Genomic DNA, 17,995 nt, shown 5'->3' with positions numbered 1-17,995 from the left:
ACTAGCGTGGCCCTGCGGGTCGCCGACAGGACCCTCTGGGTCCGCACGATGCGCAAGGGGCTCCCGTAGAACCCCACCGTCCGACCGTCTGTCAGGGCGCAGTCACGAGGTCCGGCTTGCCCCGTTTTAACCGGCGGACCTTTCAGGCACGGCTGACGATACATTGCTGATTGCTCGACGTGACGTCGTCCGTGATCACCCAATGGACGATCTTCTCGTTGTCGTCGATCTCAAGGATCATCTCGAACACGGCAGTTTCCGCATAGACACCGAAGAACCCGTAGTGGCGCGCTCCCCAGGAAGGAATGCTGAAACGGTCGATCTCATGCGTCAGAGCCCGACATCTGGCCAGGATCATGCGAAGCCTGTCGACAGGGTATTCTGCTTGCAACACCGGAGCGAGAAGTCCATGGAGAGCTGAAGCGTCCTCAGCTTTGTAGGCGCGAAGCAGTTCTTGAGAGACGTTGATCACAGCGTGCGGACCAACCTCCGCCATTGCCGGAACCGGCAGAACAGCCGCAATCATGGAAGTGGCGAGACACCCCAGCTTGCCGAGCATTCAGGCCGGGGCCTGCATCAACGCTTGAACATCGGGTGCTCCACCCGGTCGCCTGGCTTGATCCCGAGCTTGGCTGCCATGCCGGCATTTAGCTCCAGAACCGAGAGAACCGGCTCGCCCGAGGAGATGGTTCGGGTCGACAGGGGCTCGGTATTGGCCGCGATCCGAGCGATCGTCCCGTCGGCCCGGATGAACAGCATATCGAGGGGGAGATACGTATTCTGCATCCACATGGACACGGGCTCGACCCGCCCGAAATCGAACAGCATGCCCTGGTCGGCTGGCATGGATCGGCGGAACATCAGACCCTGTGCCCTGTCCGCATCGTTGCGTGCGACTTCAACCCTGAAGGTTTGCCGCTGCCCCGCCTGTGTGGCAATGGACAGGGTTTCGAACGCCTGCGCGTAAACCGCGCCGGCGATCAGAACGAGAAAGCCTAAGGCCGAGAACGCCAGCCGGATACGCGACAGCACAGGCAAGTCCATCAGTGGGAGTGCGGCAGGGCCATGTCGGCCAGGCGAACCTCGGCGGCCATGAGGCCTTTCGAGCCGTCGCCGAAGCGCACGAAGACGCGCTCACCCGGCTTCAGCTCGGCAATCCCGTAGCGGCGCAGGGTTTCCATATGGACGAAGATGTCCGGCTTCCCCTCTCCCTGAGTCAGGAAGCCGAAGCCGCGCAGGCGGTTGAACCACTTCACGACCGCCGGCTCCAGACCGCTGGTCGGCACCACCTGAACATGGGTGCGAGGCAGCGGAAGCTCGGAGGGGTGCAGCGCGGTGGATTCGTCCAGCGAGAGGATGCGGAAGGCCTGAAGGCCACGGGGCCGCTGAACCGCCTCGACCACGATGCGAGCGCCTTCATTGGCGGCTTGATAGCCGTCCCGTCTCAAGCAAGTCACATGGAGCAGAACATCGGCCATGCCATTGTCGGGAACGATGAAACCGAACCCCTTGGCGACGTCGAACCACTTGATGCGACCGCTGACCTGAACGAGTTCAAGCGCGGCCTCTTCCGAGGTCGGCTGAGCGACCTCGCGGTGGCCCTGATCTATAGAGGAATTCTCCTCGCGGAGACTGAAAGAATTGGAGCCGTAATCGCCAGTCATGAAATTACCCAAACTCGAATCATGAACCCGATTCTTAACAAGAGGATAACATCGTCCTGAATCAGGGGAAGCCAGAAACGCGCATCCGAGGGCGATGAAATTTTCGGCAGCCTGCATGTTCTTGAAGTTACGGCAGAAATACTGAGAAGACGGAGCCGATCTCCGCGCGGATCACCAGATCGGCAGCCTTATCCAGGGGTGTCGGCTCCCGATTGACGATCACGAGCCGCGCCCCGTTTTCCTTGGCGAAGGCCGGAAAAGCCGCTGCCGGATAGACGACCAGAGACGAGCCCGCGACCAGAAACAGGTCGCACGATGCCGTCAGTTTCTGGGCCCGCCGCATCGGACCCTCCGGCATGGCCTGTCCGAAGGAGATCGTCGCCGCCTTGAGGATCCCCCCGCAGACGCGACAATCGGGCGGGTCGCCATCCGCATCGAAACGGCGCCTCACCCAGTCGAGCTCGTGCCGGCTGCCGCAGGCCAGACACTTGGCATAGGTGCCGTTGCCATGCAGCTCGATGACCTGTTCCGGGTCGAGGCCGGATTCCTGATGGAGCCCATCGATGTTCTGGGTGATGACGGCCGGCATTCGACCAGCCGCGACAAGGGACGCGAAACCGAGGTGTCCCATGCCTGGACGTGCGCCTCGATAGAGATCGTCCATGGCGAATTTCCGCCGCCATGCCTCACGGCGTGCTTCCGCACTCTTCACGAAAAGCTCGAACGAAATCGGCTTGTGGCGCATCCAGGGACTGTCCGGCGAGCAGAAATCCGGGATGCCGCTCTCGGTCGAGATCCCGGCCCCGGTAAAGCCCGCCACGACACGAGCGTCTTGAATCATGTCCTGTAATGTGGCGATTGATGCATTAAGGCTCTCGGTCATCTCATTCACATAAGGCCCAGGAGCCGGGAGGGAATGCCGTCACTCATGAGACAAACAGACTTGACCGCCACCTCCCCTCACGCCCGAGCCGCCGCCTCTCAGCGCTGGGACGCCATCGATGTCGCCCGCGGCATCGCGATTGCCGCCATGATCGTCTACCATTTCAGCTGGGACCTCAGCTTTCTGCAGCTGATCGGGACGAACATCCTCCAGGTCCCGGCCTGGCGCTGGTTTGCACGCGCGATCGCCGGTTCGTTTCTGGCTCTCGCGGGGTTCGGCCTGGCCCTGGCCCATGTTCAGGGCTTCCGGCGAGTACCGTTCCTCAGACGCCTCATGAAGGTCGGCGGTGCGGCTCTGGCCGTGACTCTGGTGACCTACTTCGCCTTTCCCCAAAGTTATATCTTCTTCGGCATCCTTCACTGTATCGCCGTCTCGAGCGTTCTGGCCCTGCCCTTCCTGCGACTGAACCCTGCTCTCACGTTCGTCTTCGCCGTTTTCTGCCTGATCGCCCCCTGGCTGTTCACGAGCCCGGCCTTCGATGCACCCTGGCTCGACTGGCTCGGTCTTGGCGCTTCCGATCCGGTGACGAACGATTACGTGCCGATCTTTCCGTGGTTCGGGCTCGTGCTGATTGGCGTGGCCGTCGGAAAGATGCTGCTGTCGCAACAGGAGACGCTCGGCCTGGCGCGCTGGCGCGCCGACAATCCCCTCGCCAGGCTAATGGTATGGGGTGGGCGCAAAAGCCTGCCGATCTACCTCACCCACCAAATCATCTTGCTTGGAGCCCTGTACGGCGTCGCGCAGATCCTAGGCCCAAACCCGTCAGCGGCCTGCAGGCAGATCTGCCTGGCGCAGAACGGCAACCCGGAGCTGTGCCCGCCGGTCTGCTCCTGCATTCTGCAGCAGGTCCCAGAGCGGGATATCTGGAAGCGCCTCCTCGACAACAATGCCGCTGGCGATGACACCACGCGGATTTCGCGTGCCGCGCAACAATGCATGCGTCAAAGCCCGCCGTCGTAGATCGATCTCCTCGTCATGGCCGGCCTTGTGCCGGCCATCCCGATAAGGAGAGGCTCGGCGCTTCGTGCAATCGGGATCACCGGCACAAGGCCGGTGATGACGTGGTTGCGTGCTCTACGGAACGGATGTGAGGGCTAAACCACGTTCAGCCGGGTCTCCTTGGAGGTGCGCTCCGCCCTCGCCTCTGCCAGCAGGCAGAGCAGTTCGAAGGCAATGGAAGCCCCCACCAGCGCGGTGCCGCCGGACTGATCGAGCGGCGGCGACACTTCGACCATGTCGGCGCCTACGAGATTCAGGTGCCGGAAGCCGCGAACGAGCTGCAGCGCCTCACGACTCGTGAAGCCGCCGATCTCCGGCGTTCCGGTGCCCGGCGCGAAGGCCGGATCGATGGAATCGATATCGAAGGTGAAATAGGTCGTCTCCATGCCGACCACCCGGCGGGCCTCGGCGATCGCATAGGGAATGCCCTTCTCGGCCACCTCTTCCATGTCGATGATGCGGATACCCTGGTCGAGCGCCCATTCGCGCTCGTCGGCGGAATACATGTGCCCCCGAATGCCGATCTGCACCATGCGCTTCGGATCGAGCACACCGTCCTCGATGGCCCGGCGGAACGGCGTGCCGTGCGTGAGTTTCTGGCCGCCGAAATAAGTGTCGCCCGTATCGCTGTGCGCATCCACATGGATCATGCCCATCGAACCGCTCTTCGAGGCGAGAGCGCGCAGGATCGGATACGAGATGATGTGGTCGCCGCCGATGGAGAGAGGCGTCACGCCGCCCTGGTAGAGATAGGACACCTCGGCCTCGATGCGGCGGAGGGTATCCTGCACATCGACGGGATTGACCGGCACGTCGCCCACATCGGCGCAGGCACAGAGATCGTAAGGCGCCACCAGCGTACCGTAATTGACCATGCGCATGAGCGACGATGCCTCGCGCACCTGACGCGGCCCAAGGCGGGTTCCGGGTCGGTTGGTGGTGGCTCCGTCGAAGGGGATGCCCAGGATCGCGATGTCGATCTCGCCCGGGGCCTGTGTCGGCGCAAGATAGGGCAGCCTCATGAAGGTCGAGATGCCGGCAAAGCGCGGCACCACCATCCCGGACAAGGGCTGATAGGCCTCCAGGCGCTGCTCGCGGGTTGCAGGTTCCGTCTTTTTCATCAGGTTCTGTGCCATCGATCTTCGTTCCTCTGCATCAATGAATGGCACGGGCGAAAACCCGCTCGATCCGCTCCATCCCCCAGTCGATTTCATCGCGCGTGACGGTGAGAGGCGGCGCGAAGCGCAGCACCGTGCCGTGAGTGTCCTTCGAGAGGACGCCATTCTCGAGCAGTGCATCACAGACCGCACGAGCGGAGACCACGTTGCCATCCACCTCGACCCCCACCCACAGACCGCGGCCGCGGACGTCCTTCACGATGTTGCTGCGCATCGCGCGCAAGCGATCCTGGAGGTAGCCGCCCATTTCCGCGCTGCGCTCGACGAGATGCTCCTCTTCGATCACGGCGAGAGCTTCCAGCCCTATCCTGGCCGCCAGGGCGTTGCCCCCGAAAGTCGAGCCGTGGGAACCCGGATTGAAGACGCTCATGACCTCGCGCGTGCCCACGAAAGCCGAGACCGGATAGACGCCGCCGCCCAGGGCCTTTCCCAGGATCAGACCGTCCGGTTTGATGTCTTCATGCTGATGGGCGAACCAGCGGCCCGTGCGGCCGAGGCCCGATTGGACCTCGTCGAGGATCAGAAGGACGTTGTGCCTGTCGCAGATGGCGCGCAGGTCTCTCAGGTAACCCTCCGGCGGCACCACAATGCCCGCCTCGCCCTGGATCGGCTCTATCAGGACGGCACAGGTGTTGCCGGTGATCTCTTGCTCGATCGCGCCTGCATCCCCGAAGGGTACCAGCTTGAAGCCGCCGGAGAACGGACCGAAGCCCTCGCGATAGGACCCGTCGGACGAGAACCCGACGATGGTAGTCGTGCGGCCGTGGAAGTTATTGTTCGCAACGATAATTTCCGCCTGGTCCGGGGCGATCCTCTTCTTGGCATAGCCCCAGCGCCGGGCCGCCTTGATGGCAGTCTCGACGGCCTCCGCACCCGTGTTCATCGGCAGCGCGATGTCGAGGCCGGTGATCTGGACGAGGCGCTCCAGGAAGGGCCCAAGAAGTTCCGTGTGATAGGCCCTGCTGGTGACGGCGAGCTTCGAGGCTTGCTCCATCATCGCCTGAAGGATGCGCGGATGGCCGTGGCCGAGGCTTACGGCCGAATAGGCGCTCATCATGTCGAGATAGCGCCTCCCTTCCGTATCGGTGACCCAGACGCCCTTCGCCTCCCTCAGGACGACAGGCAAGGAATCATAATTGGCGGCGGTAACGGATCGTTCGAGAGCAATGAAGTCCATGGAAGTCCTCCATGGACAAGCTTACGGACAGAGCGCTCCGGTTGAGGCTGAAATCTCCCTCGGCGGCAGCCGTTTCTGTCGTCCGGCGCCGCAATGGGGATCAATCCGGGTTGTCGGCTACCGGATAGCCCTCGAAATCTTTCAGGGTCTTCAAGACGAAGGTCGTGTGAACCCGGCCGATTCCAAATCCCGGATCGGCAAGATAGGCTTCAGTCAGGGCCTCGTAGGCAGCAAGGGTCGGCGCCACGATCCTGGCGATATAATCATACTCGCCGTTCACCACCTGCAACTCGATCACAGCAGGATTGGCCGTCAAAGCCCGCTCGAGCCGCTGCCGGGTGCCGGTCGAAGGATCGCGCATGCTGATCCCTGCCAGCGCGATGATGTCATGGCCGAGGGCCGCCGGCTCGATCAGAACCGTGTAGCCGCGGATCACGCCCCTCTGCTCCAGACGCCTGACCCGTTCGAGACAGGGACGCGCCGAAAGTCCGACCCGCTCCGACAGAGCCTGGTAGGTGATGCGCCCGTTGTCGCGGAGCGCGTCGAGGATCATCAGATCGATACGATCGAGAGAGAGTTTGACGCTGCGGCTCAGCAGCTTCGAGGGCGGCTTCATGGTTCAGCTCGAACGGGACCCGAAAACGAAATGGGTCCGGGATGCATTGTCAGGTCTCTATCCTAGGAGGCACAAGCCTTGCAATTCCACATAAGGACTGAGACAGAGCCATTGCCGGCCGGCGGTTGGCAAAGAGATCGGGAACCTGCGCTCGATGCGAGTATCCCACCAGAAGGAAGGCAAGAGAATAAGAGATTATGTTACATAATTGAAATGCAATTTCATGTTGTTTTGCACAGTTTTATATCGTTTCATCATTGAAACCACGATCTCTGCCGATATGACTCAACGTCAAGAGCAAGGGGGCAGAAACAATGAGTCTTCTCCTGGAAGCGGATGTCACCAGGCACATCATCTCGCTTTGCCGCTCACTCAGCGACGACAGCACGAGAGCGGTCATGTTGGACATGTCACTGACGCACTCTCTCGCCTTCGATTCCATGAAGCTCATGCAGTTCTTTGCCGGCGTGGAGGCGCTGTATCCGGGGGTTGCCCTCGAGGACTGGTTCATCGAGCACAGCACAGATGGCCGCGAGACCCTTCGCAGTGCCGTTTCCCACCTCATGCGGTTTCTGGGCCCCCACGCCGCAAAAGGTTGAAACCGGACCCCATCTTTGCCAACTACTAGCGCCTGTCGGCAACGGGCTCGATGGGATGCTTCCCGTTCACGACGGGACTGGAGGTGCTTCTGTGCTGCGGGATTATCTGACCGACCTTCCTCTGATCGCCATTCTGCGGGGCCTGAAGCCTGAGAACGCCGAAGCCGTGGGCCACACCCTGGTCGATGCCGGATTCCGGATCATCGAAGTTCCCCTGAACTCGCCGGAGCCGTTTCGCAGCATCGAGATCCTGGCCAAGGCCATGCCTGGAAATGTGCTCGTCGGCGCTGGAACCGTCCTCGACCCGGACCAGGTCATCGGAGTCCACGATGTGGGCGGCAAGCTGATCGTCATGCCGCACGCGGATCTCGACGTCATCCGCGCCGCCAAGAAAAGCCGCCTTGTCTGCACCCCCGGCGTGGCGACCCCGACGGAGGCTTTCGCAGCCTTGAAGGCCGGCGCCGATGCCGTCAAGATCTTCCCGGCCGAGGCCATTCCTCCCACAGTCGTCAAAGCCTGGCGGGCCGTACTCCCGAAGGATGCGCTCGTCCTTCCGGTCGGCGGCATCAAGCCGGACAATATGAAGCCCTATGTGGATGCCGGCGCCAACGGCTTCGGGCTCGGCTCGGCCCTCTTCACGCCTGCCATGTCGGTGGAGGAGATCGGCCGCAACGCCCGTGATTTCGCGGTGGCCTGGCGGGAGCTGCGCTCCACCTGAGCCTTCGGGCATCGAGCGGGACGCTGGACGCGCTTGTGCGCCGTCGGTGATATTCTGGCGGCGGCCTTTCCGGACGACCTGAGCAGGAACCCCTGGGAGCGAAAGCCGTTCTCAGGAGGAAACGCTTGTTCATGGAGTTCACGATGAAGAAAACGGCACTGATCCTTGCGGCTTCGATTCTCAGCACGGCCGCCTTCGCTCAGGACACCACCACGACCATCAAGAAGGAAGAAGGCATCCTGGGCAGCCAGACGACCATCGAGCGCAAGACGGAGCCGAGCACGACGTCTTCGACCTCGGTGACCACCACGACGGGTTCCGTGGGCTGCACCACGGAGACCAAGCAGAAGACGGACGAGTTCGGCGATACGACGACCAAGAAGAAGACCGAGTGCTGATCGAGCTCGTGTCCTCACCAGGAAAGGCCCGGCTTAACGCCGGGCCCTTCTTTTTCAACCGATCTCGGCTCAGGACTGACGAAGATTGCAGCGTCCGAGCCGAAAAAGGTAGACTCATGGCTCCGATCAGCCGCTCGCGTTGATCTCCACGACATGCCCATCGGGGTCCAGGACATAGACCTGAGGGAAGCCCGCAGGCCCGTGGCGCTTCACCAGGAGCCTCCTCCCGCTCCCCTCCGGGGCGTCCTCGGCGTAGCCGTGCCGGATCAAATGATCGAGCGCGGTATCGAAGTCCTCCACCCGCAGGGCGAAGTGACAGTCGTTGTTGTCGATCTCGGAGTTGGTCCGGAAGGTGGCCTCAGAGTGAACCACGAGATGGACCTGCGTGGAGCCCATGTCGAGCCAAGCGCCGCCCACCGGGAAATTGGGGCGGGGCGCAAGCGTCAGACCGAGGACACCGCTGTAGAAGGCCAAGGACCGCTCAAGGTCCCGCGTTGCGACGGCGACATGATGAACCGCTTGAACCTGCATCCTTTGCGCCTCCTGAAGCACATCTCCGGTTTCACAGGACACAGTAACCCATCCGAACGCATTTGGGGCGTTTCGCGTCTATCGGTCCTGACCCTAAAGCATCCGACTCGAAAGTGGATTTGCCCTTTTGGGATCACTCGATGCTCAATCTCTTGAACGGGGCATCGCTCGGAGCGGAGAACCGGGTCCGCTTTTCACTGGCGCGTGGCCCTGCGGGTCGCTCACGCGGCCCTGCGGTGCGGACGATACGCTAGCGGCGTCGGCCGCCCTGCCCGGCCCGGAAGAATGGAACGGTCAGGAGCCGCCGTCCGGTCTCGTCGGTGATCTCCAGCTCGATGCTGCCCGCATCGGCCAGCTCATCCCGAAGCTCCTCGACCGTTGCCAAGGCCTCGGCGCGGGCTGCCTCGAGATCGGGAAGCTCGATCCCCTCCTCGTCTTCATCGACGTCGTAGCCGTCACGGATATTGAAGAAGTATCGCGGCATGGGGGTTCAGCTTCGAAAGTGACTTTGGCGGTAAGAACGCCCTCGCAGGCGGCAGGTTCAATCCGACGCCTGCCCTTTCCATATACACAGATTTTCCGGAAATGATGACATCTATCGAGAGGTTGCCAGTGGCTCGGAGGTCCCTCACAAGCCCCAAAAGCCGGACGCGGCCGCTGCAGCGGATGGAGCTTTTTCAGGCAGAGCGCGTTGATTGGCACGCCAAGGGTAATCGCGGGTCAACCGTCAGGGATATGTCATGATCCGTAACCCTCTCGTTCCCTTCGCAGTTCTTGGTGCGATCATCGCGTTTGGGAGCACACCAGCCGCCGCACAATCCTCCTGCGGCCCACGCGAACAGCTCGTGAAGCTGCTGGCCGACCAGTACAAGGAAGACCCGGTCGGAATCGGCCTTGCCCAGCCCGGACAGGTGCTCGAAGTCTTTGCGTCGTCGAATGGGTCATGGACGATGGTGCTGACCATGCCGGACGGCAAGGCCTGCCTGATCGCTGCCGGGGACAATTGGGAAATGGTGACCAAGATCAAGGGCAGCCCGATCTAGTGCGCCGTCACGCCACTTATCCGATCGGACAGGCGTCTATCGAACCTTCGACAGCACTGTCGTGCCGGCTGATGGCGGAGTCTAAGGCAGACCGGCAATAGCATCAATCTCGCGCCGGGGAACTGGGCGCCAATCGGCGATGTTTGGCTGTCAACTCTTCAATCTTGGAGGCTCCGATGCTCCGCTGGTTCCAGGCATTGATGCCGAAAGAAGAGCGGTTTTTCGAGCTGTTCGCGCGCCATGCCCAGGTCATCGTGGCCGCATCCGAAGTTTTGAGACGCCTTCTGGAAGGTGGCGAGGACGTCCCGCGGTACTGCCGCGAGATCAAGGAGCGGGAGAACGAGGCCGACGAGATCACGCGTGAGGTGCTCCTGGCCGTCCGGCGTACGTTCATCACACCGTTCGACCGTGGCGACATCAAGGACCTCATCAACTCCATGGACGATGCCATCGACCAGATGCACCAGACTGGGAAGGCCATCACCCTGTTTGAGATTCGCACGTTCGATTTGGCCATGCAGGAAATGGGCGAGATCATCGTGCAGGCGGCCAAGCTGACGGCTGAGGCTGTCCCGCTTCTGTCATCAGTCGGCAAGCACGCCGGCCGTCTCATGAGCATCACGGAAGAGATCACCCGGATCGAGGGCCGTGCCGACGATCTCCACGACGAGGGGATCAAGCACCTCTTCCGCACCCACGGCTCGTCCGACCCGATGGCCTACATCATCGGAACCGAGATCTACGGCCATCTGGAGCGCGTGGTCGATTCCTTCGATGACGTTGCCAACGAGATCCACGGCATCGTGATCGAGCACGTCTGACAAGGGCCGGAACCAGCCATGGATGCCCCCCTTGTCCTCCCCCTCCTGATCGGCCTGATCGGCGTCGCGCTCCTGTTCGACTTCCTCAACGGCCTTCACGACGCGGCGAACTCCATCGCGACGATTGTCTCGACGCGGGTCCTACGCCCGCAATACGCCGTCCTCTGGGCCGCCTTTTTCAACTTCATCGCGTTTCTGTTCTTTGGCCTGCACGTCGCCCAGACGGTCGGGACCGGCATCGTTGCTCCGGATGTCGTCGACCCACGGGTGATCTTCGGTGCCCTCAGCGGTGCCATTGCCTGGAACCTGATCACCTGGTGGGCCGGGATCCCGTCGAGCAGCTCGCACGCCCTGATCGGCGGACTGGTCGGGGCCGGCATCGCCAAAGCTGGCGGCGGAGCGATTGTCTGGTCGGGCTTGAGCAAGACCGCCGCGGCCATCGTGCTCTCTCCTCTGACCGGCTTCGTGCTGGCTCTCGCACTCGTCCTGATCGTGTCATGGACCCTGATCCGGGCGACGCCTCTGGCCGTCGACAGCTCGTTCCGGATCCTGCAATTCGTCTCGGCCGCCCTCTACTCCTTGGGCCATGGCGGCAATGATGCCCAGAAGACCATGGGCATTATTGCCGTCCTGCTGTTCTCACAGGGGCATCTCGGGCCGGAGTTCCACGTGCCGTTCTGGGTTGTGATCTCCTGCCAAGCCGCCATGGGTCTCGGCACTCTGTTCGGGGGCTGGCGGATTGTCCACACCATGGGATCCAAGATCACCCGCCTGACGCCCATGCAGGGGTTCTGCGCCGAGACCGGCGGAGCCCTGACCCTGTTTACGGCGACCTATCTGGGAGTGCCGGTCTCCACCACCCACACCATCACGGGGGCCATCGTGGGCGTGGGAGCCGCGCGCCGGGTATCGGCCGTGCGCTGGAACGTGGCCAGCAACATCGTCGTAGCATGGGTCGTGACGCTGCCCGCTTCAGCCCTGATCGGCGCCGCGGCCTATGCGGCCGCAGGCGCGCTTTTTTGAGGGAGCCTACCGCAGGAGTTTACCGGGTTTGCTGCAATCGCCTGCCATCCAATACGCCTGCCTGCCCTTTCGCGAACGAGGCGGCGGGAGCATCGAGGTCATGCTCATCACCTCCCGAGGCACGCGGCGCTGGGTCATCCCGAAGGGCTGGCCCATGAAAGGGCGAAAGCCGCTTGCCTCGGCGGCGCGCGAGGCGCTGGACGAAGCCGGGCCGGTCGGCGAGGTCAGCAAGGTGCCGATCGGCCCCTATCGCTACGGCAAGCGGCTCAAGAGCGGCGAAGTGGTTCCCTGTTAGGCGGCGGTTTTCCCGCTCGAGGTTAAAAGCCTGCGCAAGTGCTGGCCGGAGAAGGGACAGCATAGCCTGCGGCGGTAGCGGCGGCCGCCACCTCGCGCGTTCCGTGGCAGCCATCACTCCTCCCTGAAGGCCTTCGCGAACTGGTCCGTGAACGGCTTGGACAGGTAGGAGATCGCCGTCCGCTCCTGGGTGGCCACGAATACCTCGACCGGCATGCCCGGCTTAAGCGGTTGACCGCTCAGCTTCGCAAACTCGCTAGCGTCGATCCGGACATCGGCCAGGTAGTGCGTGGTGTTCGTGGCCGGGTCGCGCGTGGAGGCCGCCGAGACATACGCGATCTCGCCCTTCAGCTCCGGCGTAGTGCGCTGGTTGAAGGCCGAGAAGCGGAGCTTGGCAGACTGGCCCACGAACACCTGGTCGACGTCCACGGGCGAGAGCTTCGCCTCGATCTTCAGGGTGGCATTCTCCGGCACGATGGTGGCGAGGGTCTCGGCTGGCGTGATGACGCCCCCGACGGTATGAACCGAAAGCTCGTTGACGATCCCTGACTGCGGCGCGCGAATGTCCGTCCGCGAGAGCCGGTCTTCGAGCGCAAAACGCCGGTCATTCAGCTCGGAGATCTTGGTGGCGACCGTGCTGAGCTCCCGCTGGGCCTCTGTGCGGGCGTTCTCGTCGATGGCGATGATCTGCAGGTTGATGCTGCTCATCCGGGCACGGGCGCGAGCGATGCTGGCATCGACCTCCCCGACCTCACCCGTCAGGCGGGCGACGTCGCGGCTGATGCCGTAGACCCGCGATCCCTCGACCAGCCCCTTGTCGGCCAGTCCCTTGAGCTTGCCGTGCTCGGCCCTCACGAGGTCGAGCTCCCGTATCTTCGCGATCTGCTGGAATTGAAGTCCTTTGATCTCCTGCTCGAGCTGGGCGATCTCGGACCGGAGCTGCTCCTTCCGGCTCTCCCGGTTCACCCGATTGCCCTCGAACAGGCGCACCTCGCCGTAAGAGACGAGGTCGGCTTCCGAAATCAGGAACGTGCCCTCCTGCGGGACCGGAATTGCCTCCATGCCATCACGCTCGGCAATCAGCCTCGCCCTCCGGGCCACGAGCTCGGAGAGCTGGGAGTTGACGATCGAGAGTTCCGCCTTGGTCTGCACGTCGTCGACGCGCAGCATGACCTGGCCTGCCTTGACGAAGTCGCCCTCTCTCACGGCGATTTGGCTGACGATGCCGCCATCCCGGTGCTGGATCACCTTGAGGTTCTGGTCGACCTTGACCATCCCGCTGGCGATGACCGACCCATTGATCTGGGCCATTGCGGCCCAGCCGCCGCAACCCACCACCAGAAGAGCCCCGAGGGCGATCCCGGCCGTGACCCGACTGCCGAGGCGGAAGTCGTCGTTGTCCTTCCCTATGCGATTGCTCATTCCCTGTCTCCTCAATGCCGCGGCTTAAGACCTGCGGTCGTTGTCTTGGTTATGCGTGCTCGACGATCACGATGGCTCTATGGCCATCGAGATGGATCGTGGTCTCGTAGATGCTGTCGCGGTCGAAATCGGCCTCGATCACGGTCCGGTCGATGCTCTCCGACCGCTCATGGCGGAATCGGATCCGTGCGTCGTCATCGTCGACCTTGTCGCCGTAAATGCTCTCGAACTGGTCCTCGAGCTGATCGAAGACCTTCTCGAAGATGTCGTACTTGGACATCCTGATGCGGTCTCCCGCCTCGAAGTCGAGGATCTCGTGAAGGACCGTCGCCGCTGGGTTGGCCGGGGGCGGATCGGTGAACTCGAATACGTCGTTACCGGCACCACCCTCCATGACGACGGGCCGCTGCCCGACGACGAAACGGTCGTCACCGGCACCGCCGACCACCGTCTCGATGCCGCAGAACGTGTCGGAGCCGATGTCGGAGCCGCTGGCCGTTCCCTCGGTGAAGTCGACGGTGATCCCATCCTCCGAGGACGAGTAGTCCAGCGTGTCGCAACCGTCCCCACCGTCGAAGACGTCATCGTCACCGTCGGCCTCGGCCCTGATGATGTCGTTCCCGCAACCTCCCGAGACCGAATCCTGTCCGGCACCGTCCGCGAGCGTATCGTCGCCTGTGCCGCCGTCCAGGGAGTCGTCCCCGTCGCGTCCGGAGAGCCTGTCGTCCCCGGCTCCTCCCGAAATCGTCTCGTTCCCCCCGGCCCCGGAGACCGTGTCGTTACCCGAACCACCCTCGGCAATCTCGAAGTCAATTACGACGTTGTTTTCGATCTCGGATCCGTTGGCGGTTCCCAGGGAAAGGTCGACAGCAACGCCGCACCCGGTGTCAGACAGGTCGAGCGTGTCGGTCCCGTTGCCGCCATCGTAGCGATCGCTGTCGCCGTCGATCCCCACGACGATCCGGTCATTGCCTTCCCCGCCCGACGCCGTGTCCTGCCCGCTGCCATCATGAAGCGTGTCGTTGCCAGCACCCCCGTCCAGCGCGTCATTGCCGTCGCCGCCGTCGATCCGGTCGTTCCCGGCACTGCCCGAGAGGGTCTCGTTGCCTGCGGAGCCGGAGAGCGTGTCGGCACCTGTACCGCCCCTGACGATCTCGAAGCCTCCGACCTGGTTGTCGCTGATCTCGCATCCCTCGGCGGAGCCTTGCGCCAGATCGACTTCGACGCCGAGTGCTGTGGCGGACAAGTCGAGCGTATCGGTTCCGGCACCGCCGTTGTAGATGTCCCTGTCGCCGTCGAGGGCGACGACGACATGGTCGTCGCCGTCTCCGCCGGCCACGGCGTCCCACCCCGTCCCGTCGAGGAGGAGGTCGGCACCGGCCCCGCCCTCGAGTTTGTCGTTGCCGTCACCGCCCGAGACTACGTCGTTGCCGTCGCCGCCCGCGAGAATGTCGTCGCCCGCGTTGCCTTCCATCTTGTCGTCTCCGGCATCGCCGTTGACGAGGTCGTTCCCGCCCCCGCCGAACAGCGCGTCGTTGCCGCTGCCGCCATGGATCTGGTCGTGGCCGCCGTCGCCGAAGACGGTGTCGTTCCCATCGTCGCCGAACAGGCGGTCATCCCCTTCGCCGCCCGAGATCTGATCGTCTCCGGATCCGCCGAAGATGATGTCGTTCCCATCTCCGCCGCGAATGATGTCGTTGCCCGCACCGGCAACGATGTGGTCGTCCCCCGCGCCGCCGTCGATCAGATCGTCTCCGGCACGTGCGTCGATGATGTCATTGCCGCCGCGCCCGTCGATCGCATCGGCGCAAGAGGTCCCCAGGAGCATGTCGTCTCCGTCCGTGCCGACGAGGGAGTTCCTGATCACGGAGAAGTAGGCGTGCTGGACGATCGTGGCCTTGCCGTCCGTGATCTCGTACGTGACGGTCACCGGGCCGAGTCCGTTCGCGTCGTAGAGCCATCCCTTTCCGTTCCATGTGATCGTGCCCGAGGACACCTTCAGATTCTTGATCGACAGAACCTCCCCGTCGGGATCCGTTGCATTCGCCAGCAGTTCCGACAGGCCGATGAGGACGGCCGCACAGCCTGCCACGTCGCGGAGATACACTGGTCCGCCCGTCCGCGGCGCCCGGTTGGCAGGCTTGCTGAGATCGTCTTCTTCGTCCACCGGGCTCGGGATCGGGTCCGAGTGCCTGGGACCGTTGTCATTCCCCTCGTCCCTTCCCGATCCCTCTCCGGGAGGCCTGTCATCCAGGTCGTTATCCCTGGGGCTTTGGCCTCCACCCGAGCTTCCGCTAGGTCCTGCTCCGGTGGCAGGATGGACGTTGTCGTTGGACGCGAAGAGCGGCCCCTGGAACCGTGCATGCCCACTCACGTTCGACCGCTGCGAGAACGGCTCCACGAACTGGAGCGGCGGCGAGTCGACCATCAGGAACGTCGGTTCGGGAAGGCGGTTGTCGAAAGGCGAGCCTGACCCGATCGGGCGCGGCTGTTCCTCCGGCTGGGCGTCACCCTGCTCGAGTGGCTCCAGCGGGCCGGATAGCATCCCGGCATCAACGAGCTTGAGGTGCGGTTTCCCGCCATCCTCCGGCCGGAGGGGGGCCTCGCCCTCTTCCGGAAGACGGCCCAGGCTCGGCATGGCGCTCTTAAGATAGGCGGCGATGCCGAGGATCAGCGCGCCGAACGCCAGCGGCATCTTCGAGAGCCTGGCTTCCTTCAGCTCGTAGCGTTGGCGGGATTCGGCCTCTTCGGCTGTCCCCCCACCCTTGGTTCCCTTGACGTCGATAATCATGCCATTGCCCTCGCGGAAAGAGGCGCCGTCGCAGGTGCGGGTGCCTTGGCGGTCGCGGCATCCATCGCCCCGCGGATGCCGATGATCTCCTCCTTCGGCCCGAAGGCGGCCATGCGTCCGTTCTGGATGACGGCGACCACATCGACAGCCACGAGGGCGCTCGGACGGTGGGCGATGACCAGGGCGATGCCGCCGCGGGCGCGCACCGTCTTGATCGCCTCGGTCAGGGCGGCCTCGCCCTCGCCGTCGAGGTTGGAGTTCGGCTCGTCCATCACCACGAGGAACGGATCCTTGTAGAGCGCGCGGGCCAGACCGATACGCTGCCGTTGTCCGGCCGAGAGGGATGCGCCCTGCGCACCGAGCTTGGTGCGATAACCGTCGGGCAGGCGCACGATCATCTCGTGGATGCCCGCCGCCTGGGCGGCTGCCACGATGGCACGGGACTCGTTCTCCGCATCGAAGCGGGAGATATTCTCCGCGACCGTGCCGTCGAGCAGCGACACATCCTGCGGCAGGTAGCCGACGTGCCGGCCGAGATCCTCGTCCTGCCACTGGGTGAGCTCGGCACCGTCGAGCCGGACGCTGCCACGCAGCACAGGCCAGATGCCCGTGAGGGCACGGACCAGGGTTGTCTTGCCGCCGCCACTCGGGCCGATGATGCCGAGCGCCTGCCCGGCCTTGACCTGGAACTCCACGTCGCTGAGCAGCACCCGGCCGGAGTCGGGCGCCGCCACCGTGATACGCTCCACCTGGAGCGCCCCCTTGGGAGCGGGCAAGGCCAGCGGCTCCTCCAGGTCGGCGAGTGCGATCACGGTCTCCTTGAGCCGCTGGAAGGCGGTGCGGGCGGCGACCACGCCTTTCCAGTTGCCGATGGCTTGGTCCACCGGGGCGAGCGCCCGGGCCGAGGCGACGGAACAGGCGATGATCGCGCCCGAGGACAGTTCGCCCTGGATCGTCAGGTACGCGCCTAGACCCAGCGTCGCCGATTGCATGATCATGCGCAGCACCTTGGAGACGGCTCCGAAGGTGCCGCTGATGTCGTTGGTCCTCGTCTGGAGGCTCAGGTGCTCGGCGTTGGCCTTGTCGAACCGCGCCACCGCGCGCTTGGCCATGCCCATGGCCTTGAGGATCTCGGCGTTGCGAGCGTTCGAGTCCGCGATGGCGTTGCGCTCGATCGCGGCCTGGTGCGTCGAGCCCGCGAGCCGCCGGGTCATGATCTCGGTGGCGATGGTGAGCAGCGTCAGAACGACGGCGCCGCCGAGCACGAGGGCGCCGAGCAGCGGGTGCAGGAAGTAGACGAAGGCGAGGTAGAGCGGCATCCATGGCAAGTCGAAGAGCGCCGTTGGACCTTGGCCGCCGAGAAAGCTGCGCACGGTGTCAACGTCTCGTCCGCGCTCCAACGCCTCGGACGTGGAGAAGCCGAAGCGCGGCATGTCGATGGCGACCTGGTGCGCCAGGGGCGCGATGCGCCTGTCGAGCCGCGCGCCGACCCGGACGAGCACCTGCGAGCGGATCACGTCGAAGAGGCCCTGGAACAGATAGAGGCCGATGGCCAGGACCGACAGGGCCAGGAGCGTCGGGACGCTGCCGCTGGTCAGTGCCCGGTCGTAGATCTGGAGCATGTAGAAGGAACCGGTCAACGCGAGGACGTTGATGATTCCCGACACGGAGAAGAGGAAGATGACGATGCCCTTGAGGCCCTTCGTCATCCTCTCGGCCGCCTTCCGCTTCTGGGCCGACGTGAAACTGGTCCCGCGCATTGGTCCGTCCCTGCTGGT

General features: G+C 63.7%; 20 protein-coding genes. 8 read left to right on the top strand and 12 right to left on the bottom strand.

What is annotated here, in order from left to right; all coding sequences use genetic code 11:
• Positions 1-142 precede the first annotated feature (142 nt).
• The 4 genes from KHP60_RS08290 to KHP60_RS08275 form a co-directional block, all read right to left on the bottom strand.
• Positions 143-358 (bottom strand): hypothetical protein, encoded by a 216-nt coding sequence (locus KHP60_RS08290; protein ID WP_213563428.1) that lies wholly within the window; start codon positions 356-358, stop codon positions 143-145.
• 218 nt (positions 359-576) lie between these two features.
• Positions 577-1,044: a DUF192 domain-containing protein gene (locus tag KHP60_RS08285; RefSeq protein WP_213563427.1), complete on the bottom strand. Its 468-nt coding sequence runs from the start codon at positions 1,042-1,044 to the stop codon at positions 577-579.
• Positions 1,044-1,664, bottom strand: coding sequence for a cold-shock protein (locus KHP60_RS08280; RefSeq protein ID WP_249688612.1), 621 nt, complete (start codon positions 1,662-1,664; stop codon positions 1,044-1,046). Before KHP60_RS08280 ends, KHP60_RS08285 begins: the two co-directional genes overlap by 1 nt.
• 127 nt (positions 1,665-1,791) lie before the next feature.
• The gene (locus KHP60_RS08275; protein ID WP_213563426.1) at positions 1,792-2,505 is read right to left on the bottom strand and encodes a Sir2 family NAD-dependent protein deacetylase; all 714 of its coding nucleotides are present in this window, start codon (positions 2,503-2,505) and stop codon (positions 1,792-1,794) included.
• Positions 2,506-2,607: 102 nt separating this feature from the next.
• Between KHP60_RS08275 and KHP60_RS08270 the strand changes: the two genes are divergently transcribed.
• Positions 2,608-3,567, top strand: coding sequence for a DUF1624 domain-containing protein (locus KHP60_RS08270; protein ID WP_213563425.1), 960 nt, complete (start codon positions 2,608-2,610; stop codon positions 3,565-3,567).
• Positions 3,568-3,701: 134 nt separating this feature from the next.
• Here KHP60_RS08270 and speB read toward each other — a convergent pair whose 3' ends face one another.
• The 3 genes from speB to KHP60_RS08255 all read right to left on the bottom strand — a co-directional run bounded on the left by speB (position 3,702) and on the right by KHP60_RS08255 (position 6,577).
• Complete coding sequence (gene speB / locus KHP60_RS08265; RefSeq protein WP_213563424.1) at positions 3,702-4,742, bottom strand: agmatinase; 1,041 nt, start codon at positions 4,740-4,742, stop codon at positions 3,702-3,704.
• A 19-nt stretch (positions 4,743-4,761) separates the two neighbouring features.
• Positions 4,762-5,961: an ornithine--oxo-acid transaminase gene (gene rocD, locus KHP60_RS08260; RefSeq protein WP_213563423.1), complete on the bottom strand. Its 1,200-nt coding sequence runs from the start codon at positions 5,959-5,961 to the stop codon at positions 4,762-4,764.
• A 100-nt stretch (positions 5,962-6,061) separates the two neighbouring features.
• Positions 6,062-6,577 (bottom strand): Lrp/AsnC family transcriptional regulator, encoded by a 516-nt coding sequence (locus tag KHP60_RS08255; protein WP_213563422.1) that lies wholly within the window; start codon positions 6,575-6,577, stop codon positions 6,062-6,064.
• Positions 6,578-6,975: 398 nt separating this feature from the next.
• Between KHP60_RS08255 and KHP60_RS08250 the strand changes: the two genes are divergently transcribed.
• The 3 genes from KHP60_RS08250 to KHP60_RS08240 all read left to right on the top strand — a co-directional run bounded on the left by KHP60_RS08250 (position 6,976) and on the right by KHP60_RS08240 (position 8,292).
• Positions 6,976-7,176: a hypothetical protein gene (locus KHP60_RS08250; protein ID WP_213563421.1), complete on the top strand. Its 201-nt coding sequence runs from the start codon at positions 6,976-6,978 to the stop codon at positions 7,174-7,176.
• Between the two features lie 91 nt (positions 7,177-7,267).
• Complete coding sequence (locus tag KHP60_RS08245; protein ID WP_311924695.1) at positions 7,268-7,894, top strand: 2-dehydro-3-deoxy-6-phosphogalactonate aldolase; 627 nt, start codon at positions 7,268-7,270, stop codon at positions 7,892-7,894.
• A gap of 143 nt (positions 7,895-8,037) precedes the next feature.
• Positions 8,038-8,292: a hypothetical protein gene (locus tag KHP60_RS08240; RefSeq protein WP_213563419.1), complete on the top strand. Its 255-nt coding sequence runs from the start codon at positions 8,038-8,040 to the stop codon at positions 8,290-8,292.
• A gap of 126 nt (positions 8,293-8,418) precedes the next feature.
• Here KHP60_RS08240 and KHP60_RS08235 read toward each other — a convergent pair whose 3' ends face one another.
• A complete protein-coding gene (locus KHP60_RS08235; protein WP_213563418.1) occupies positions 8,419-8,823 on the bottom strand; it encodes a VOC family protein in 405 nt (134 codons plus the stop codon).
• 250 nt (positions 8,824-9,073) lie between these two features.
• The gene (locus KHP60_RS08230; protein WP_213563417.1) at positions 9,074-9,307 is read right to left on the bottom strand and encodes a DUF6894 family protein; all 234 of its coding nucleotides are present in this window, start codon (positions 9,305-9,307) and stop codon (positions 9,074-9,076) included.
• A 256-nt stretch (positions 9,308-9,563) separates the two neighbouring features.
• Between KHP60_RS08230 and KHP60_RS08225 the strand changes: the two genes are divergently transcribed.
• The 4 genes from KHP60_RS08225 (at position 9,564) to KHP60_RS08210 (ending at position 12,005) form a co-directional block, all read left to right on the top strand.
• On the top strand, positions 9,564-9,866 hold the full coding sequence (locus KHP60_RS08225) for a hypothetical protein (RefSeq protein WP_213563416.1): 303 nt from the start codon (positions 9,564-9,566) through the stop codon (positions 9,864-9,866).
• Positions 9,867-10,042: 176 nt separating this feature from the next.
• Positions 10,043-10,687: a DUF47 domain-containing protein gene (locus tag KHP60_RS08220; RefSeq protein WP_213563415.1), complete on the top strand. Its 645-nt coding sequence runs from the start codon at positions 10,043-10,045 to the stop codon at positions 10,685-10,687.
• 18 nt (positions 10,688-10,705) lie between these two features.
• Positions 10,706-11,710 (top strand): inorganic phosphate transporter, encoded by a 1,005-nt coding sequence (locus KHP60_RS08215; protein ID WP_213563414.1) that lies wholly within the window; start codon positions 10,706-10,708, stop codon positions 11,708-11,710.
• Between the two features lie 28 nt (positions 11,711-11,738).
• The gene (locus tag KHP60_RS08210; RefSeq protein ID WP_213563413.1) at positions 11,739-12,005 is read left to right on the top strand and encodes an NUDIX hydrolase; all 267 of its coding nucleotides are present in this window, start codon (positions 11,739-11,741) and stop codon (positions 12,003-12,005) included.
• Between the two features lie 113 nt (positions 12,006-12,118).
• Here the strand turns inward: KHP60_RS08210 and KHP60_RS08205 are convergent, their stop codons facing one another.
• From KHP60_RS08205 to KHP60_RS08195, 3 genes are read right to left on the bottom strand one after another with little or no spacing between them, the layout of a single operon-like run.
• On the bottom strand, positions 12,119-13,426 hold the full coding sequence (locus KHP60_RS08205) for an HlyD family type I secretion periplasmic adaptor subunit (RefSeq protein WP_213563412.1): 1,308 nt from the start codon (positions 13,424-13,426) through the stop codon (positions 12,119-12,121).
• A 49-nt stretch (positions 13,427-13,475) separates the two neighbouring features.
• Positions 13,476-16,217 (bottom strand): cadherin-like domain-containing protein, encoded by a 2,742-nt coding sequence (locus KHP60_RS08200; protein ID WP_213563411.1) that lies wholly within the window; start codon positions 16,215-16,217, stop codon positions 13,476-13,478.
• The gene (locus tag KHP60_RS08195) at positions 16,214-17,977 is read right to left on the bottom strand and encodes a type I secretion system permease/ATPase (RefSeq protein ID WP_213563410.1); all 1,764 of its coding nucleotides are present in this window, start codon (positions 17,975-17,977) and stop codon (positions 16,214-16,216) included. Before KHP60_RS08195 ends, KHP60_RS08200 begins: the two co-directional genes overlap by 4 nt.
• Positions 17,978-17,995 lie beyond the last annotated feature (18 nt).

The organism is Microvirga sp. 3-52 (assembly GCF_018383585.1).
Classification (GTDB): Bacteria; Pseudomonadota; Alphaproteobacteria; order Rhizobiales; family Beijerinckiaceae; genus Microvirga.
The sequence above is the reverse complement of the archived record's forward strand: the minus strand, read 5'-3'. Positions and strand labels throughout refer to the sequence as shown.